The organism is Paenibacillus durus (assembly GCF_000756615.1).
GTDB lineage: Bacteria > Bacillota > Bacilli > Paenibacillales > Paenibacillaceae > Paenibacillus_AQ > Paenibacillus_AQ durus.
Genome location: NZ_CP009288.1, coordinates 3,160,057 through 3,181,004 on the forward strand (window position 1 = coordinate 3,160,057; position 20,948 = coordinate 3,181,004).

Here is a 20,948-nt window from a genome sequence, read left to right on the forward strand (position 1 = left end):
GAATACGATGGTTTTTATCAACAATAGTCGGGAAAAAGAACCTGGGATCGCAATCATCGGTATGGCAGCCCGCTTCCCAGGAGCGAAGAATTATGGACAGCTATGGGACAATTTAACAACGGGTGAACGTTATATTCGTGAAATCCCCGCGGATCGCTGGTCCTATGACCAGTACTATCATCCTGACAAAAAGCAGACGGGAAAAAGCATCAGCAAATGGGGCGGGATGATTGAGGATATCTACGACTTCGATCATCTTTTTTTTCACATGTCGCCAAGGGAAGCAGCCGCGATGGACCCGCAGCAGCGTCTTTTGCTTCAGGAAACCTGGCATTGCATAGAGGATGCCGGGGTTTCGCTGGCGGAGCTGCAAAGCGCGGTTACATCGGTTTATACAGGGGCGATGGCAACGGATTTCCCCGCACAGTCACCTTTTGCTGCAGGAGATGACAGATATAGAACTACGGGTAACTATGAGAGCTTCCTGGCCAACCGCATTTCATATTTTTATAACTTGAAGGGAATGAGCTTGCCGGTTAATGCCGCTTGCTCTTCCTCGTTGACCGCGCTGCATTTGGCGGCTTCTTCTTTGCAAAAAAGAGAATGCGATTATGCTTTCGTCAGCGCAGCTAATTTGAATCTGGACCCGAACAAGTACGTATCTTTTTCCAAAATGGGCTTGCTTAGCCCCAATGGAGAATGCAGATCCTTTCAGGAAAATGCCAACGGTTATGTTCCTGCGGATGGAGTGGGCGTACTCCTGTTGCGCCGTTTAGATGCGGCCATACAGGATAGAAATACGATCTATGGAGTGATAAAAGGCTCGGCAGTAACTCACGGGGGAACCACACGCTCTATTCTGGTGCCAAGCGCCGGAGCGCAGCAGGAGGCGATGTTAAAGGCGCACCAGCTGTCCGGTTTTCCGCCGGAGTCCGTCAATTACGTCGAAGCACATGGCACCGGCACCTATGCCGGAGATACAACAGAAATAGCTTCACTAACCAACTTTTACAGAAAAAATACGGATAAGGTCCGCTTTTGCCGGATCGGCTCCTTAAAACCAATTATCGGACATACTGAGGCTGCTTCGGGTATCGCGGGCATTATCAAAATCATGCTAATGATGAAACATAAGCAATTGCCCGCCTTGCCCCAATTTAACTATCCGAACCAGACCATTGATATAGAGAGAAGTCCTTTTGAATTTGCGGCTTCCATGAAGGAATGGAGACCGGAACCGGGATATTCACATTTGCGTGCAGGTATTAATTCATACAGCATGGGAGGGGTTAACTCCTATGTATTATTGGAGGAATATATTCCGATGTCATCTGCATTGAAGAAGAATATCGAACCGAAAGAGCAGTTTCATATTTTTGCTCTATCCTGCCGGTCGATGAGTGCGCTGGAGGAATTGGCGGGGACATGGAAGACGTTTGCTGACAGTGAATATTTTTCCGGCGTTGCCCTTCAGGACTGCTGCCGAATGCTGTTAACAACGAGAGAACATTTTTCTTATCGCTTCGGTTCGGTCATCAGCAGCAAAGAAGAGTTGAAAAAGTCTTTAGCAGCCTTTGTAAATGAGCAGCAGAAGAATGCCGATTCCAGACCGCGAATGTTAAACATTGGTGAACTGGATAGGAAGAACTACAGTAATTTCAAATCGTGGCTTGAAGAGAACCGGCTGTTCAAGTCCATTTTAAGCGATATCAATCATAGGAAAAATGGGAATGGACCTTTGCGCGGACTACGGAACATCTTATTTCAGCATTCATGGGATAAGAATAGCGAGCTGCAAGCTTTTATTATCAACTATTGCTGCGCAGCCGCATTGCTAGAGCTGGGATTCACACCGGACGTGGTAACAGGAATGGGTTCCGGGCTATGGGTAGCGCTGGTAATCAGCGGTGCCATTACTTTAGACCATGCGCTGCAAGCGCTAAGTGACAGCACGCAAAGCAGGGTGCCGAGCTTTCAAACACCACGGATTCCTTTTTATGATCACAGTACGGAGACGATTATTCATCAGTTTACTGATGAAGCAGCGGGCGGGGGCTTTAATCAGGAATGGATACGGCAGGCTGTCCGCCAAGAATTCCGCAGCTTCGATCACCAGGACATGAAGGTTTTCAGTTGGGGCAGCTCAAGCAGTAAAGAACAAGCCGCTTACGAGCCTGTCTATGAATTCAAACGCCTCTTGCTGGATTTATGGATGGACAAGGTTGATATCCATTGGAAGCTCCTTTATCCGCAGGATACGTTTCATAACGTCCCGCAGCTTCCAGGTTACCCTTTTGAGCAGAAGACTCACCGGAATGAAACGAACACGGCGCCAAGGACCAAGACTCCAGTACAACCGGTACATCATCAAGAGCAAGATCAAGAACGGCCCCTTGAGCAACTGGCCTCCGTATTAGCCATGCAGCAGAGGCTGGTTGAAATGTTCAGCAGGATTGCCGGAATTGAAGTGTCTTCTGCCGGGACAGATATGGATATCCGGGCCTATGGAGCCGATTCCGAAATGTTAGGTGAATTTGCCCGTGAGATTAGCCAGGCTGTCCATGTTGACATCAAAAGTTCGCTATTGTTCGAATATCCGGTGCTTTCCTCACTGGCTCAATATTTGGTCAAGAACAGACCCGCGGCAGAGCCGTCCATCCAAGCTGACGAGCCAAAGGCATATGAAAAGAAAGCGGCTGTTGCAGCCCGGGACGTAGCGATCATTGGCATGAGCTGCCGCTTCCCGGCATCAGGCAGCGCCGAAGAGTTCTGGGAGCATCTGATTCATAATGATGATTTAATTACACCGGTCCCGCAGAGCCGCTGGGATTGGACTGCCTATGAGGGAGATCCGCAGGGAGATGAGAATAAGACCAACTCCAGATGGGGCGGGTTTTTGGATGATATCCAAAGGTTCGATGCGGAGTTTTTTCATATTTCCAGAAGAGAAGCGGAGCTCATGGACCCGCAGCAGAGGGTAACGCTTGAGGAAGCCTGGCATGCGATTGAGGATGCGGGCTATAAAGCTTCCGAGCTGTCAGGCAGACAAATAGGCGTGTACATTGCTGTTTTTAATAACGATTATAATGATTTGCTCGGCTCCGGAACGGATACCAGGTGGGATGGATATTCTTCAACCGGGACCTATTTCTCGATGATTCCTAACCGGATTTCATACCTCTTGAATTTGCATGGACCTAGCGTAGCCATAGAGACAGCCTGTTCGGGCTCGTTGGTGGCGATACACCAAGCAGCCTCGGCTATTATTAACGGTGATTGCGAGCAGGCGCTTGCAGGAGGGGTTAATTTGTTCTGTACGCCAAGGCGGCATTTATCCTTCGGCAACGCAGGAATGCTTGCCAGTGACGGAAAGTGCAAGGCCTTCGATGCGGGGGCTGACGGGTACGTCAGAGGCGAAGGAGCAGGCGTGCTGCTCATGAAGTCACTGGAACAGGCCATTCAGGATGGGGATCACATCTATGGAGTTGTCAAAGGAAGTGCGGTGAACCATGGCGGCTATGCTGTCTCGCTGACAGCTCCGAACCCTCAGGCCCAGAGCAATCTGCTGATTCAGGCGTATGAAAGAGCAAAGATTGACCCGGCACAAGTCACTTACATTGAAGCGCATGGAACCGGGACCAGTCTTGGTGATCCGATCGAGCTTAATGCCTTGAAAAAAGCGTTCGCGCAGCTGCGGCATGCAGGTGATGGTTCGGCTGTTGACGCGCCAATTCAACCCTACTGTGCGGTAGGGACCGTCAAGACCAATATCGGCCATTTGGAATCGGGAGCCGGCATTGCCGGGGTGATCAAAGTATTGCTGTCCATGAAGCACGGTATATTGCCGGGCAATCTGCACTTTAACCGGCTTAATCCGCAAATTGAACTGCAAGATTCCCCTTTTTATATTTTGGACCGGAATAAAGAATGGTTGCGCTTGAAGGATGAAGATCAACGTGAATTGCCCCGGTGCGCGGGCGTAAGCTCCTTTGGCTTCGGTGGTGTAAATGCCCATATCGTACTCCAAGAGTACCTTATGCAAGAGGATGTAGCCGTGCATCCGCCTGGGGAGAAGCTCTTCTGTCCGCTTTCCGCCACAACGGCTGCGCGATTAACAGCTTATGCCATCAGCCTGCATCAGTTTTTGCTGAAGAATCCCGATCTCCCGCTGCGGAATATTGCGTATACCTTACAGACCGGCAGAGAGGATATGGAAGAGCGGATTGGCTTCTTGGCAGACTCAACGGAAGGCTTGAAGGATGCTTTACACGGGTACATTCATGGGGACGCTCCGATTAATGGTATGTATGCGGGAAGCGCTGGGAATACGGGCACCTTCGCGGGACGGAAGCTTATAACTGGGCAATCTCCGGTAAATCCGCAAGATAAGAAGCTTGAGGATGTCATACAGCAATGGGTAAACGGAGCCGGAGTGGATTGGCAAAGGTTATATAACGGCAACAAACCTGCTAAAGTCAGCCTTCCCGGCTATCCGTTCGGCGGAGAAGCCTATTGGCTGCCGGAGGAGCATAGTGACGCTGTTCAGACGTTGTCCCAATCCTACGCTTCCGTGGCCACAACCGGGGAAACCAGGCAGACGAACGACCAGGCATGGCTGAAGCATCTATTGCAGCAATTGAAGAATGGCGAAATTAGTGCGAATGACGTGAAGCGGAGGGTGGAAGAGAATTATGGGGAAAGTGAATATGAATCTTGATGCTATATTAGCCCAAGTTGAAAATCGGGAGATTAGTGTCAATGACAGCTTGCAAATGATCGACGAGCTCTTTAAAAAGCAGGCGTCGGATGAGCAACGGGTGTCACCGCTTGCAAATAAGTCTTCCTTATGTTACTTTCACAGCCCCCTGAAGCCGTCCGGGCTTCTGAACTCTTCCCAGCCTTTTCCTGCTGCCGGCTGCTATTTGATCCTGGATGTTAATCCGGCAATAACGGAGAATTTGCGCGCTTATATCCACAGCAATGGATGGTCTGCTGTCACAGTAGTTTGGGTTAAACCGGGAACCCATTTTCGTCAGATAGACGAGGGACATTTTGAGATTGATCCTTTGAAGGCAGAGGATTATATCACTTTGTTGAAAGGCATTACTAAGCAGCAAGTATCCGGTGCTCCTTCAGGTCTGAATATCGTGCTCAATCCGATTCAATCAGAGATAGCAGACAGTGACCGTCCGGCGCTGCACGAAGCGGAGTTCTATCCGCTTTTTTATATGGTTAAAGCTCTCTTGCATTTAAAAATAAGTCATAACGCTTCCATCCTGCGGATTGCCCAGGTTGATGATCCGGATGCCATTAACGGATTGGCGGCCGCCGCAGGCTTTGCCAGAGCGCTCCAGCAGGAAGATCCGCGTCTCATATGCAAGACGGTAGCGCTTCGCTTAAACCCGAATGATTGGTCTGAAGCTGGCGGAGACGGAATTTCCAGGCTGCTGATTAACGAGTTTCAAGCGCCGGCAGCCGGCGATATCGAAGTGCTGTATGAAGAAGGCATACGCTATGTTCCTGTAGTAACGCCTTTGAAGCGCGTAACTCAGGATGGTCCAGCTCTTCCGGTAACTGATAAGGGCATCTATATCATCACTGGAGGACTGGGAGGAATTGGGTATCGTATTGCCAGTTATCTGGCGGAACGGGCCAAGGTGAAGCTGCTGCTGATTGGCCGCACAGCGTTCAATGACAAGATGAACATAAAGCTTGAACGGTTGCGGGAAAAAGGTTCTGATGCCATTTATGTAAAAGCCGATGTCTCCAACGAGCAGGAGATGCAGACAGCAATACATGCCGCCTTGAATGGGCAGGACAATACTGACGGTTATGGCATCAAAGGCGTATTCCATTGCGCTGGAGTCATTAAAGACAGATATCTGTGGCATAAAACAGGGGATGACGCCGCTGAGGTGCTGGCTCCCAAAATCCAGGGCACCATCACCCTGGATCGTTTGACCCGGAGCGAGCCTTTGGATTTCTTTATACTATTCTCTTCTATCGTGACTGCGCTGGGCAATGCCGGACAGGCCGATTATGCTTATGCGAACGGCTACATGGATGAATTTGCCGGGAACAGGCACTCACTGGTCCAAGCAGGGCAGCGCAAAGGCCGTACCCTTTCCATTAACTGGCCCGTCTGGCTGGAAGGCGGAATGAAAGCTCCTGAAGGAGATTTTTCACGGTTTACCAGCGCCGGGCTGCTGCCGATGCCGACAAACTTAGGGATAGAGGCTTTGGAGCAGGCTTACGTTTCAGACCTTTCCAGGGTAATCGTAGGATACGGCGATCCGCAAAAGATTCACAAGGCTCTCCAACCAGTCAATGATACGCCGGAGAGCTATTTTCTTGCACAGGAAGATCAGGAAGACAGTGGACAAGCCGCTGCTTTACAGTCGCATACCGAGAAAATCCTGGGAGAGATTTTTGCCGGACTGCTTAAAATACCGGAAAACTCCATAAGTCCGGAGGCATCTTTTTCCAAGCTGGGGATGGATTCTTTTATCGTTAACCGTTTTAATTACCTGATGAAAAATACATTTGGCAAAATGCCGGCAACGCTCCTTTACGAGTACAATTCGATCAAATCGTTAGCCGGATACCTGATCGAGCATTACCCCGGGCTGCTGTGGAATCAAATCACCGGACAAGCGGAAGAGAAGAAGCAGGTCCGTGAATTTGAACAAGCCAGCCTGCGAAGGGAACAGCAGCCATTACCGGCTGAGGCTCGTATGCCGGAGAAAGCGGAGACAGCTCAAGTGAATATGCAGGATATTGCTATTATAGGCATTAGCGGGAGGTATCCGCAGGCGAAGAATCTGGAGCAATTATGGCAGAATCTGAGTTCCGGAAAGGATTGCATTACCGAGGTTCCCAAAGAACGCTGGAACTGGCAGGATTATTATGATGCTGACCCCGGCAAGGCGAAGGAAGGGAAAATATACGGGAAATGGGGCGGATTTATAGACGGGGTTGACCAGTTTGATCCGCTCTTGTTTCATATCTCCCCGCGTGAAGCCAAAGCGCTGGACCCTCAGGAAAGAGTGTTTCTGGAGGTTGCGCGGGAAGCCATGGAGGATGCGGGCTATGGCAACAGGCTCAGAGGAGAGCTGCCGGACGGCGGAAAAGAGAACAACATCGGCGTTTTTGTCGGGGCCACAACCAATACTTATTCCATGTGGGCGCCGGAAAGCTGGCAGAAGAACAGCGGTGTTCTTCCCCAATCCATGCCATGGTCTGTTGCTAACAGAGTGTCGTATACCTTCAACTTCACCGGACCCAGTATGCCCGTCGATACGGCCTGCTCTTCCTCGCTGACCGCCATCCATTTGGCCAGTGAAAGCATCCGCCGAGGGGAATGCAGCATGGCTATTGCCGGTGGCATTAACCTGTATCTTCATCCCGTTAAATACTTATACTTGTGTCAGATGACAATGCTCTCTACAAGCGGCCGCTGCCGGAGCTTTGGCGATAAGGGGGACGGGTTCGTACCCGGTGAAGGCGCAGGAGCCGTTCTGCTGAAGCCGCTGCAGGCAGCGATTAAGGATGGCGATCATATTTATGCGGTCATCAAGAGCAGCGCGGTCAATCACGGAGGCCATACCAGCGGTTATACTGTACCGAATCCCAATGCGCAGGCTGCATTAATCCAGGACGCGCTTAGCAAGGCAGACATTCATCCCCGCACATTGGGCTTCATCGAGACGCACGGAACAGGAACATCCCTGGGTGATCCTATCGAGGTAAGCGGCTTGCAGAAAGCCTTTAAGCGGTACACAAGCGACAGACAATTTTGTTCTATAGGCTCCGTCAAAAGCAATGTGGGACATTTGGAAGCAGCGGCAGGAATACTGAGCCTGACTAAAGTGATTTTGCAAATGAAGCATAAAAAACTCGTGCCCTCGCTGCACGCCGATCCGCCCAATCCCAACATTGATTTCGCCGATACGTCTTTTTATGTGCAAAAAGAGCTTGCGGATTGGAAACCGGCGGTTGTCTCTGTGAACGGGAGGTCGGAGATTCATCCCCGAAGAGCAGGCATCAGCTCCTTCGGCGCGGGCGGAGTGAATGCTCATATTATTGTTGAGGAATACAACCGGCCGCAAAATATAAATCAGGATAAACATAACGAGCCGCAATTGTTCGTGCTCTCCGCTGTGAATGAAGAGCGGCTAAAGGAACATGCCGCTAGAGTAGCGGAGCATGTGCACATGCTGTTCTCCAATAGCGTGAATCAGGAAAATTCTGCACTTCACCAGCCAGCGTTAGCTGTGGAGCAAGAAGCAGAACGGGATTTCATCGCCCTTGTAGCTGCTGCGGCGGGAATTCATGAGGATGAAGTGAATCTCGATGGAGATATTCAGGAATATAACATCGACTTGTATACCTTTACGGAAATTGCCGGCAAGCTTATACAAAAACATAATCTGACCCAAAGCATTCCCGATATCAGGCTGACAGGAAGCCTGCGTGATTATCTGAAAGCTTTTAGCTATACACCAACGGAGTTACCTGCATCTCCTGTCATACCAGCATTGTCTGATGTGGCCTATTCTTTACAGACCGGGCGCGAAGAAATGAACGAAAGATTGGCTATTATGGCTTCAAGCTATGAAGAGCTTTACCGTATATTATCCGCATTCTCCAACGGAGAACACAACCATGAGAATGTGTACACCGGCAATAGTCTTCAGGATCGCACACAACTTATGAACCTGATGGAAGGTCCTGAAGGCCGCCAATATATAGACGGACTTATTGACAACAAGCGGCTTGACAAGCTGGCCCGGTTATGGAGCTGGGGCTTCCACATTCAGTGGGAAAGGCTGTATAAAGGTTTATCGCCTCTCCGTGTGCCTTTGCCAGCGTACCCTTTTGCCAGAGACAGATATTGGTTTGACATGACAATGGAAAGTAAGCAAAGCAAGACAAATCCGCATTCCTTGGAGAGATTGGATGAGATGAGAAACTATTCGCCGAGAGATGAAGTGGAGTTGACCGTGTCTGAAGAGGGCTTTGCCATTGTAACCCTTCGGGACCGGGAGAACCGGAATATGTACAGCGAAGGCATTAACGAAGGGATAAAGTCCGCTTTTGCCCAGATTAACGGGAATGAACAGATCAAAGCCGTTATCGTCACGGGATCAGATAAAGTGTTCTGTATGGGCGGGACGGCAGAGAATCTGAACAACATCTCCAATATGGAGAGTAAATGTACGGATTTGTCTTTTGTCTATCAAGGTTTTCTGCAATGTAAAGTTCCGGTTATTGCAGCTATGCAAGGGCATGCTGTGGGCGGGGGACTCGTGCTGGGGCTATTTGCGGATATTGTCATTATGGCAACGGAGGGCGTATATAGCGCAAATTTCACGCAGTATGGATTTACTCCAGGCGTAGGTGCTACGTATATTTTGCAGGAGAAGCTAGGTAGTGCGCTTGCTATGGAAATGATGTTTACAGCCCGTTCCTTCTCAGGTGAAGAATTACAAAAGCGCGGAGCTTCGCTAATCTTCAGAGAATCGCATGATGTATTAAATGAAGCCGTTGCAGTAGCCAAAATGCTGGTTAAGAAGCCTTACCAAACGTTGACTGTTCTAAAACAGGAGTTGGCAGGCAGAATACTGGCTCAGCTTCCGGCGATTCTGGAAAGTGAAGTCACTATGCATGATACCGTGTTCGCCAAAATTGATGTCAGCGGCCTGATTAAGTATTACACGCGCACGGATTCAGAACGGCCGCAGGTTCCGGCATCATCTATTCAACCTAAGTTGACGCTGAAAGAGGTGCAAGAAAGCTCTGAACCGGAAAAAGCTGTGCAGACCCAAACGGTACCTCCCGTTAAAAACAAGCTCAAGCTAAAAGCAACGGGTTCTGCTGTACAGCCTGAAGAGGTGATGCCTGCTGTACCGCAGTCCGAAGAGACGAAGCCTGTTATTCCGCAGAAAGTGACCTTAGGCTCGTCCAATCCGCAGAAAGTGGTTTTGCCTGCGTCCAACCCTCAGCCAGTATCCTTGGAAATGGACGAAGCAAGAATTACAAGCAGCCTTAAAGAGATGGTCAGCTCCATCCTTCATATCCCCGCCAACGATGTAAGTGTGGAGCTGGGCTTTCATGAGATGGGCTTCGATTCGATCAGCGGAGTTGAATTGGTGCGGGATATCAACCGGCTGCTGCCGGTTAATGTGGATTCGATCGTGATCTACGATTATCCCAATATCCGCGACTTGGCCAAGCATTTATCGGAGGAGGCGCTACCTAATCCGCCGAGGTTGAACAATCAAGCAGCCGGGGGCGTGCGGCAAGAGCAGTTGCCTGTCGAACATATGGCGGCAGCAGGTCCGATTTCTTTCGCTGGCCAGCAGATTGACCGCAAAAGGGGAAGGAAAGACAAGCTTAAGCTCTCCACGGAAGATCAGAGCTTGCCGATTGCGGCTGAGCAGAGCCAGAGTGAAGCTGCCGGAGTACCTTCAGTTGCCGAGATCAAGCAGTCCATTGCAGAGCTGGTCGCGAGTATTCTGCACCTGTCTCTCTCAAACCTGAGCACACAATCTGTCTTGCGTGAGCTTGGGGTGGATTCAATTATTACAGTTGAAATGGTCAGGGATTTGAACAAATTATTTCATGTAGAGCTGGACGCTGTAACGATCTATGATTATCCGACGATTGATCAGTTGGCTGTGTATATATACGAGGAATTATCTATGAACACGCGGGTTCACAGTGAGCCGGAGCAAGCAGTTCAAAGGGAGAAGGCCATCAATTGGCTGACAGAGCTGGAGGCCGGGCAACTAAATATCGACGAAGTGGAGAAACTTCTGGAGGATATTTCATGAAGAGACAACTATTGAACCGCAAACAAATCCTTGAACAGATTCAAAGCGGTCAATTAAGTCCTGCGGAGGGCTACTCCTTAATCCAATCCTTGCCTCAAGGGAAGGAAAGCGGGGCTGCCCAGGAAGAATCCGTAAGCCCAAAACCTACAGATATCGCTGTGATCGGCATGTCCGGAAGTTTCCCTGGTGCCAGCGACTTGAACCAGTTCTGGAATAATCTGACCCACGGCGTGGATTCCGTAACCGGAATTCCGCAGACGCGCTGGCGTTATCAATCCGGCGGCAGCCAGCTCAAAGCTTCAGGTAAGCCGCTGCAATGTGACCGTGGGGGATTTATTGACGGGATTGATGAATTCGATCCATTGTTCTTCAATATTTCACCCCGCGAAGCCGAGCTGATGGACCCGCAGCAAAGATTATTTTTGCAGACGGCCTGGCATGCCATTGAAGATGCGGGGTATGCGCCGGAAGACCTCTCGGGGAGCAAGTGCGGTGTATTTGCCGGGGCTACCCAAGGGGACTATTATCTGAACATTCTCAGCTCGGACCGCGAGCTTGATTCCCAGGTTCTTACCGGCTATAGCAACTCTATGCTGGCAGCGCGAATTTCCTATTTTCTAAACTTGAAGGGTCCCAGCATCCCCATCGATACCGCTTGCTCCGCTTCTTTGGTTGCGGTACATCAGGCTTGTCAGAGCATTATTCATGGGGACTGCGAATGGGCATTGGCGGGTGGAATCTATTTATTATCCACTCCCGAGATGCATGAGATGACCGAAAAGGGAGGCATGCTGTCCCCGGAAGGAAAATGCAAAGCCTTTAGTCATGACGCAGACGGGTTTGTCCCCGGAGAAGGCGTAGGCGTTGTCCTGCTCAAACCTTTGGCGGCAGCCATTAAGGACCGTGATTATATCTATGGAATCATCAAAGGCTCAGCAGTTAACCAGGATGGAAAAACGAACGGAATTACGGCTCCAAGCGCCGTTTCCCAGCACCGCCTGCAAATGGATTGTTATGAGCGCTACGATATTGATCCGGCTTCAATCGGTTATCTTGAAGCTCATGGGACAGGGACGCAGCTAGGTGATCCAATCGAAATATCCGCTTTGAGCAAGTCGTTCGCTCATTTTACGTCACAGAAGCAGTATTGTGCCATTGGTTCGGTAAAAACGAATATCGGCCATACGTTAACGGCGGCGGGTGCAGCCAGTTTAATAAAAGTTCTACTGAGCATGAAATATGGCAAGCTCGTTCCATCGCTTCATTATCAGTCTTCCAATGTGCATATCCGGTTCGAGGATACGCCGTTTTATGTAAATACTGCACTGAAAGAATGGCATCAGGAGCATGGGCAGCCGCGAAGAGCGGCAGTCAGTTCCTACGGTCTTAGCGGAACCAATTGTCATATGGTTATTGAAGAATTCTTAGACCGGCACAATGCCCCGGATCGGGCTTCCTCTCTGCTATATCTGTTTCCGTTCTCGGCGAAAACCGCTGATGCTCTGGAAGTGCGGATGAGAGAATTTCACCAATGGCTTCAAAATGGGAAAGCGGCGGATGATGCGATTGCTGATATCAGCTTCACTCTTGCCGCAGGGCGCGGTCATTTTTCGTTCCGCGCTTTGATCACTGCCGGTAATTTAGATGAGCTGCGGCATACACTGGAGCAGGTGCTTGCCGGAAATAAGCCGGAGAATTATGCGGACAATCTTGAAGAGGGCAGCATTTCCCCGGACAATTTTGTACGATTCTATCTTGGCGGCGGCAAACCTGACTTCATAAGCATGTATGAAGGACAAGCGCGGCGAAGAGTTGCCGGATTACCAGGATATCCCTTTGCTAAAGAGAGCTATTGGATTGCCGGTGAAGAGAACGGACGCCTCTCTCATACAGTTGACAGCCAGGGCAGCGAGCTTACAGGGGAAGGCATGATTACCGAGTTTTACGGTACAGAACCTGTTCTGAAGGATCATCTGGTGGAAGGTCTGCAAGTGCTGCCCGGCGCAGCCTACATCGACCTTGCCGTACAATCTGCCGACAGGGCGGGATATACGTCGGTCAGCAGGCTGAGCGGCGTAACCTGGCTTCATCCGTTTAGTGTGGAGCATAAGCCGGTGAAGCTGGAGCTGGCGTTCACAGGTGAAGCGCTGAGCGATAACGGGCTGAGATGCCAAGCGTTCTCTAACGGCGAGAATGGGCGGGTTATACATTTTCAGGCTGACTTATTCACAGGGGAACGTCCCGCTTCGCTTCAAGAAACGAAACCGGCGGCTGTCATAAGGTCTGAGCTGATAAAGACTATGAAGCCGCTGAATGTGGAGCGTTGTTATGAGAAGCTGCGGTCCAGTGGCATTGAGCACAAGGGCAGCTTCAGAAGCATCCGCGAGCTGTATTCCTCCGGCACAGAAGCGGTTGCCCGTCTGGAATTACAGGAGGACAGCGAGAACGAGAAAAAGCATACCCGGAGAAATGCGGTGCCGAATGCATATTCTATCCATCCTGCCTTGCTGGATGGGGCTTTCCAGAGTGCGATTGGAATAGATGGCTTTGCGAATAGCGGCTATATTCCATTTTCAGCAGATGAAATAATCATTTACGGCGTTTTGCCTGAACGCTGCTATGTCCATGTGCGGTATATAGGAAAAGGAAGCGCCGGTGAAAACCGAATCCAGCGGTTCGACATGGTGATTTTTGATGAGCAGGGTGAAGTTCTTATACAGGTTAACAATTTGCTGGCGCGTGAGGCAAAGAGGATGGCCAAGTCTTCATCTGATCCGAGCTTGCTGTATTTCCGCGAAGAATGGCAGATTGTGCCTGAAGTTGAGGAACGATCCCGGCAACAGTGCTCTCCCGGCAATGTGATTGTGTTCGAGGAGGGCAGGGAATGGTTTGATCACTTGCAGAGTATGCTTTCGCTTTCGGAAGCGGATGTCACGGATTCAACGCTTACCTTGGTGAACCCGGCTAATCAATATCATAATGTGCAGGCTGATACATTCGGAATTAACACCGGTAATCCGTTGGATTATCACAAGCTGGTAGAAGAATTGAAACATAGCGGGAGGCTGCCTGCGGCTATAGTGTATATCAGCAACCGGGAACAGGCTTCCTATTCTTCCGTTTCCGGCATGTCCAGTGCGATTAGAAGCAGCTTTCATCCTATGCTGTATTTATGTCAGGCCCTTATGGGTGCAAAGCTGTATCAACCCATGACGCTGTATTACATTTATCAATCAGATGATTCTGTGTGCAATCCTCACCAGACGGCGATTACGGGATTTGCCCGTACTTTAACCCTGGAGAATCCGCAGTTTGAGCTGAAAACGGTTGAGCTTTACAACATGGAAAAGCGGGAGCGGGCCTATGAAGCCGTCTTCAATTTATTGACAGGCGCAAATAGCGCATCTTTGGGACCAGAGAATGAAATGATTCGCTTGACCGAGGGACGAATGCAGGTAAAGCAGCTTGTAAGATGTGAGCCTGCTGCTGCTCCGGAGAAAGGCTTAACCCTCAGAACAGATGGCGTTTATCTGATCACAGGCGGTTTAGGCGGAGTTGGAATGATTACGGCGGAGCATCTGGCCCATTTATCTAAGGTGAAGATTGTTCTGACCGGCCGTACGGAACCCAACCTTCAACAGCAGCAACGTATCGATAAGATGAAGGATAACGGCTCTGAAGTGACGTTTATGCAGGCCGACATCTCGGAAAGTGAAAGTGTAAATGCTCTGATTCTGGAGTTGAAACAAAGATACGGCCGTATCCATGGTGTTTTTCATAGCGCAGGTGTGCTTAGGGATTCTTTTATTCTCAGGAAAACCATTCAAGAAGCAGAGAGTGTAATCGCTCCTAAAGCTAATGCTGTTTACTTGCTGGACCAAGCGCTTAAGGATGAACCGCTAGACTTCTTTGTCCTTTATTCAGCCATAGCTTCCATTGTAGGCAACCCCGGTCAAAGTGATTATGCTTATGCCAACCGCTTCATGGATGACTATGCCCGTTACAGGGAGTTGTTACGGAAGCGGGACCAGCGCTCGGGAATCACAGTATCCATTAACTGGCCGCTGTGGTCCGATGGAGGAATGACTGTCTCTGAGTATACTGCACTGAGTCTCCGTAAACGGCTCGGGATGCTGCCCATGTCCACACGTAACGGGCTGCAAGCGTTACACACCTGCCTGACCTTCGGACATCCGGGCGTCATGGTATTAGAAGGGAATGAACGGGAAGTGATGAGATCCTTGGGTATCTCTGCAGTTAATGAACCGCATAAATCGGCAGCACCGCTAAGTGGCAATGCCGAAATTGCCGCCTCGGCGGCGGAGCCTGGTGTGAACCTTCAGGCCGCTGCGGAACAGCTATTGAAAGACGTCTTCGCCAAAGTGATCCAACTGTCCTCGGTCCGCATAAGTGAGCATGCTCAGTTCGAGCAATACGGCATTGATTCCATTGTGGTGATGAAAATCAATGATGAGCTGGAAACGATATTCGGCAGATTATCCAAAACGTTGTTATTTGAATACACGACGATTACGGAATTGGCGCAATATTTTGTAAGCAGACATAAGGATGTGCTGAGCACCAAACTTCCAGTTATCGATCGCCAGCCCAAGCGGGAGGATCAATCATACGCAGCAGAGGTGGAGCAGGTTCAGCCGGTGAATTTGACTTTTGATCACGAATTCGGCAGTCAAGAGAACCGGGTAGATGAAGAGAGTCCAGCGAAGCTTGAAGGCTTTGCTGTCATTGGGCTGAGCGGACGCTATCCGCAGGCGGAGAATCTGGAAGAGTACTGGGACAACCTGGTGTCCGGTAAAGATTGTATTACTGAAATTCCGGCGGAGAGATGGGATATCCACACAGAATCCTTGCGGAATACGGAAAGCTCCGGCAAGCAGATGAGCAAATGGGGCGGATTTATAGACGGGGTTGATCAATTTGACCCGTTGTTCTTCAATATTTCGCCGAAGGATGCCGTGGGAATGGACCCTCAGGAACGGCTGTTTCTGGAAACGGCGTGGAATGCTGTTGAAGATGCCGGTTATACCAGACAGCAGCTTGACAGCAAAGAAATAGGTGTGTTCGTAGGAGTTATGTATGGACATTATCCGTTGATTGGACTAGAGGGACAAGGGCTGGGAAATCCCGCCGTGAATTCATCCTTCGCTTCTATTGCCAATCGGGTGTCTTATTATTTCAACTGGTGCGGACCCAGCATGGCGGTGGATACCATGTGTTCATCCTCGCTAACCGCGCTGCATCTGGCGTGTGAAAGCCTGCGCAGGAAGGAAAGCGAGCTGGCGTTGGCCGGCGGCGTCAATCTGTCTCTGCATCCACTGAAATATCAGGTGCTCGGCGAAGGGCAATTCACTTCCAGCGACGGACGGTGCCGCAGCTTTGGCGAGGGCGGGGACGGTTATGTCCCGGGCGAAGGCGTGGGCGCTATGCTGCTCAAATCGCTGGAGCAAGCAATTCGGGACGGCGATCACATCTACGGTGTAATCAAATCAACCGCCATCAATCATGGCGGGCGCACCAACGGCTACACGGTGCCTAACCCGAATGCCCAAGCCAAAGTGATCGCCAGAGCCGTTGCGGAAGCCAAAATCGAGCCAAGGACGATCAGCTATATTGAGGCTCATGGAACAGGCACTTCTCTTGGAGATCCTATAGAGATCACCGGACTGGCCAAGGCATTTGAACATTACTCGGAGGATAAGCAGTATTGCCGGATCGGCTCGGTGAAGTCCAATATCGGGCATTTGGAGTCAGCGGCCGGAATTGCCGGGTTAACTAAATTATTACTTCAGCTCAAACACAAGCAGCTTGTCCCTTCTCTGCATGCGGATAAACTTAATCCTTTTATTGATTTGGAAAGAACTCCATTCTCCGTCCAAAAGAAGCTGGAGCACTGGCCTAAAACAGTGATTGAGAACCACGGGAAATGGCAGGAGTATCCACGCCGGGCGGGCTTAAGCGCCTTTGGAGCGGGCGGATCGAACGCGCATGTTCTTGTGGAAGATTATGAAGGCAGTTATGGAGAAAAGAACGGCGAGATGCTCTTGCCTGATGATGAGCGGAGGTTAATCGTACTTTCAGCTCATAGCATGGATAGATTGCAAGCATACGCCTTGAAGCTGGCTGCATTTGTGGAGCGCCGCTTATTGTCCAAGCCATCCCGGCTAAATATAGAGGGCGGGGATTCACTAAAGCTTGCGCTCTGGAAGTCCATTCAGCAAGGGCTTGCCGAGGTCACCGGGATAAAGGCGGAAGAGATTCACAATGATGATGCCCTGGAATCCTTTTCGCTTGATCCGGTACAGTGGGATACGGTGGCCGGCCAACTGGGCAGCCGCTGGAAGGTAAGTATCGGACTTGCGGATCTGTTCAATCACAGGAGCGCCGGAGATTTGGCAGATCATTTATATTGGAGCAACCTGAACCATCTCCTGCAGTTCAATAGCGATACCCAAGCAGCTGATTACGAAGCGGCTTCTTTGTCGTTGCAGAATATAAGCTACACTCTGCAAGCCGGGAGAGAGGCTATGGAGTACCGTTTAGCTTTTGCCGTATCCGGTTCCAGCCAATTACAGGAAACCTTGGAGGCGTTCGGCCAGGGACGCGTTGCCCGGGGGACCCTGTTTACCGGAAGAGTTAAAAAGCATGTGGAGGAGTACGCTCCCCACAAAGTCTATACTCTGGATGAGGTGGAACAAGCACTGTTAAAACGCGATCTCCTACGGCTGGCTCAATATTGGGTGGAGGGGGTAGAGATCGAGTGGGAGCGATTATATTCATCGGATGCTCCCAAGCGGGTGTCTTTGCCTACCTATCCTTTTAAACGCAAAAGATATTGGCTTAACACGGCCTCTGACCGCTTAACCAGCAGCACAATCACCAGTAAACCGGCAGCCACATCATCCGTTAAGGAGCTTTCACACGTTGTTTCGGTTCCTGCCGCATCGGTTGCGGCTGTTTCAGTGCCTGCGGCTTCGGGGGCCTGGGCTCCATTGGATTTGGGGGCTTCCGCCGGATATGTCGGAGATGAGGTCAGCCTGGAAATCGTTGAAGGCAGTATTGCACTCGTGACCATGCGGGATAAGGCCAATAAGAATATGTTCTCCAGTAATATCATACAGGGGCTGATGGCCAAATTTCATGAAATCAAAGGCAACCCTAACCTCAAGGCAGTTGTTATTACGGGTTACGACCATGTATTCTGCATGGGTGGAACGAGGGAGCAATTGCTGGATATTTCAGAGAGAAGAAGCCAGTTTACCGATAATCCGTTTATGTTCCGCGGGCTGCTGGAAGCTGAAATTCCCGTCATTGCCGCCATGCAGGGACATGCCTCCGGAGGCGGCATGCTGTTCGGTCTATTCGCGGACATCGTCATTATGGCGGAAGAGAGTATTTATAGCGCGGTGTTCACAAAGTATGGCTTCACGCCGGGTATGGGGGCGACCTTTATTTTGAAGGAAAAGTTCGGACCCAACATCGCCACGGAGTTGATGTTTACAGCAAGCAGCTATTCAGGAGCGGAGCTGAAGGACAGAGGCGCTTCGGTGCTGTTCAGGAAGCGGGCGGATGTACTGCAAGAAGCGCTGAACATCGCCCGCTCATTGGCTGACAAGCCGCTGTTCACATTAAAGGTGCTGAAGAAGGAGCTGTCGGGTGCTATTTTGGAGAAGCTTCCGCAGCATATCCAAAAGGAAATTGAGATGCACGACCTGACGTTTAACCATCCCGAGGTTGTTCAGCGGATTCAACGTTATCATGTCAGCAGCCAGGATCAGTCTTCGGTACCAAGCTCAACTGTTCCTGTTGCTAAAATTCATTTGTCTCCTTCAGTTGCAGCTCCGCAGAGCAATCAGCCGGCTATAAGCGAAGCTGTATTTAAGGAGAACGCGGAGGAAATCATCACCGCGATTGTCAGCCGGATTCTGCATCTTCCTGTCGGAGAATGGAATACCGATTCAACCTTCAAAGAGCTGGGAACGGATTCCATCAGCGGTATCGAGATCATCCGGGAAGTGAATTCCAGCCTGGGTGTAAATTTTGACGCGGTTGTCTTGTACGACTATCCTACCATCCAGCGGCTGGCGCAGGCGGTAAGGGACCAAAAAGGCAAGCAGTCTTTTAAGAAGGATTCGCCGGCACCGTCTGCAGAACCGGAACTGCATGTAAAGCTTCCGCAGCAGGGGGAAAGCATACCTATTACATTATCTAACACGCTGGATACCGTGATGACAGCGGTTAAGAATGTGCTGCACATCACGGATACGGATCAGTTGGAACCCGACTCCACCTTTAATGAATTAGGCGTGGATTCGATCAGCGGCGTCGAAATCACCAGATTGATCAATGCAAGCCATGGACTGCATGTAGATGCAGTAGCACTGTATGACTATCCTACATTGAAGCGTTTGGCAAAGCATGTGCATGATGAAGTCTCACGCAGCCATACCGTTCCATCGGCCTTTGCTCCAATGCCTGTACCTGCACCATCCGGTTCAGATCCAGCACCATCCGATCCAGTACGGCTTGATCCTGCGCTGACTGAGCCGCCTTTGTCTGCACCTGTACTGACAGGCTCCTATTTGAGAAGCGGCAACCGCTCGGAAGTAAAGCATGTGCCTCAAGAGGGCAGTCCGAGACAGCTAAAGATCAAGCTGGGTGATATAAATAGGCATCCCAATTCAGAGGGAAGGCCGGAACGCAGGGAAGAGCAGGCCGCTCCGTCTTCTGAGGAAAGTGAAGGTGAGAGGGGAACCTATACTATAGCGGATAACCGGCAGTCTAGCGATGATGTGGCGGTAATCGGCATGGCGGGCCGCTTTCCCGGTGCCGATAATTTAACACAGTTCTGGTCCAACCTGAAGAACGGTGTGGATAGCATTTCTGAGGTTCCGCAGGACCGCTGGAATATGGATGATTATTATGATGCGGATGGCAAGGCTCCCGGCAAATCGGTCTGCAAGGTTGGCGGCTTCATCAATGGTGCGGATCTATTCGATCCGCTGTTCTTCAATATTTCACCCGTTGAGGCCGAGCTTATGGACCCTCAGCAGAGGGTATTTCTGGAGGAATGCTGGAAAGCCCTTGAAGATGCCGGTTATTCGGACAGAAGCCTGTCGGACATCAAATGCGGAGTATTCGTAGGAGCAACGCAGGGTGACTATCTGCAGAAGCTCAGTGTTAACGATTACGACAAAACCGCAGAGGCATTTACGGGTTCGTCGTCGTCCATTTTAGCCGGCAGAGTATCCTATTTCCTGAATTTGAAGGGCCCAAGCATGGCGATCGAGACAGCCTGCTCCTCTTCGCTGGTTGCTGTGCATCAAGCCTGCCAAAGTATTAGAAACGGGGAATGCCAAATGGCGCTGGCCGGCGGAGTCAGACTCATGTTCACACCGGACCTGATCATTCAGTCCAGTAAAATGGGCATTCTGTCCACTTCCGGACAATGCCGGACCTTCGATAAGAACGCAGACGGGACGCTGATTAGCGAAGGAGCGGGGGTCATCGTCCTAAAGCCGCTAAAGCAGGCTCTTCTTGACGGGGACCCTGTCTACGGGGTCATTAAAGGCTCGGGCATCAATCAGGATGGGAAAACTAATGGGATTACCGCGCCAAGCTCGCAGTCACAGACTGAGCTGGAGTGTGACGTTTACAATCGGTATGCCATTAACCCCGAGAATATTGGTTATGTGGAAGCTCATGGAACAGCCACCAAGCTGGGAGATCCGATCGAGATCAAGGCTTTGACAGAGGCGTTTGGTTCCTTTACCGCCAAGAAGCAATATTGCGCCATAGGCTCGGTAAAGTCGAACATCGGCCATACCACGATGGCTGGAGGAATCGCCGGATTAATCAAAGCGCTGCTCTCGCTAAAGCATAAACAGATCCCGCCTTCCCTTCATTTTGAAGAGGAAAACGAGCATATTCGCTTCCGTGATACTCCTTTTTATGTGAATACACAGCTTACGGACTGGCAGGCCAATCCGGGTATCCGGCGTATGGCAGCGGTCAGCGCTTTTGGATTTAGTGGAACAAATTGCCACATTGTTCTTGAAGAAGCTCCTTAATATAGCCTGAGCGGGGTTGATGAGT

At 50.4% G+C, this 20,948-nt stretch carries 3 protein-coding genes; all 3 read left to right on the plus strand.

The genetic code is table 11. The features are described from left to right. Positions 1 to 7: 7 nt before the first annotated feature. The 3 genes from PDUR_RS27305 to PDUR_RS13635 are packed head-to-tail and all read left to right on the plus strand — an operon-like array spanning position 8 to position 20,923. A complete protein-coding gene (locus PDUR_RS27305) occupies positions 8 to 4,717 on the plus strand; it encodes a beta-ketoacyl synthase N-terminal-like domain-containing protein (RefSeq protein ID WP_052410218.1) in 4,710 nt (1,569 codons plus the stop codon). Continuing rightward, positions 4,692 to 10,835 (plus strand): SDR family NAD(P)-dependent oxidoreductase, encoded by a 6,144-nt coding sequence (locus tag PDUR_RS27310; protein WP_052410219.1) that lies wholly within the window; start codon positions 4,692 to 4,694, stop codon positions 10,833 to 10,835. The genes PDUR_RS27305 and PDUR_RS27310 overlap by 26 nt, the downstream gene beginning before the upstream one ends. Beyond that, positions 10,832 to 20,923 carry an SDR family NAD(P)-dependent oxidoreductase gene (locus PDUR_RS13635; RefSeq protein ID WP_042206749.1) on the plus strand — a complete coding sequence of 3,364 codons (10,092 nt, stop codon included), beginning with the start codon at positions 10,832 to 10,834 and terminating at the stop codon, positions 20,921 to 20,923. The genes PDUR_RS27310 and PDUR_RS13635 overlap by 4 nt, the downstream gene beginning before the upstream one ends. Positions 20,924 to 20,948 lie beyond the last annotated feature (25 nt).

Coding starts and splice junctions, on each gene's coding strand:
- PDUR_RS27305 (WP_052410218.1), top strand. CDS start 8: ATGGTTTTTATCAACAATAGTCGGGAAAAAGAACCTGGGATCGCAATC.
- PDUR_RS13635 (WP_042206749.1), top strand. CDS start 10,832: ATGAAGAGACAACTATTGAACCGCAAACAAATCCTTGAACAGATTCAA.
- PDUR_RS27310 (WP_052410219.1), top strand. CDS start 4,692: ATGGGGAAAGTGAATATGAATCTTGATGCTATATTAGCCCAAGTTGAA.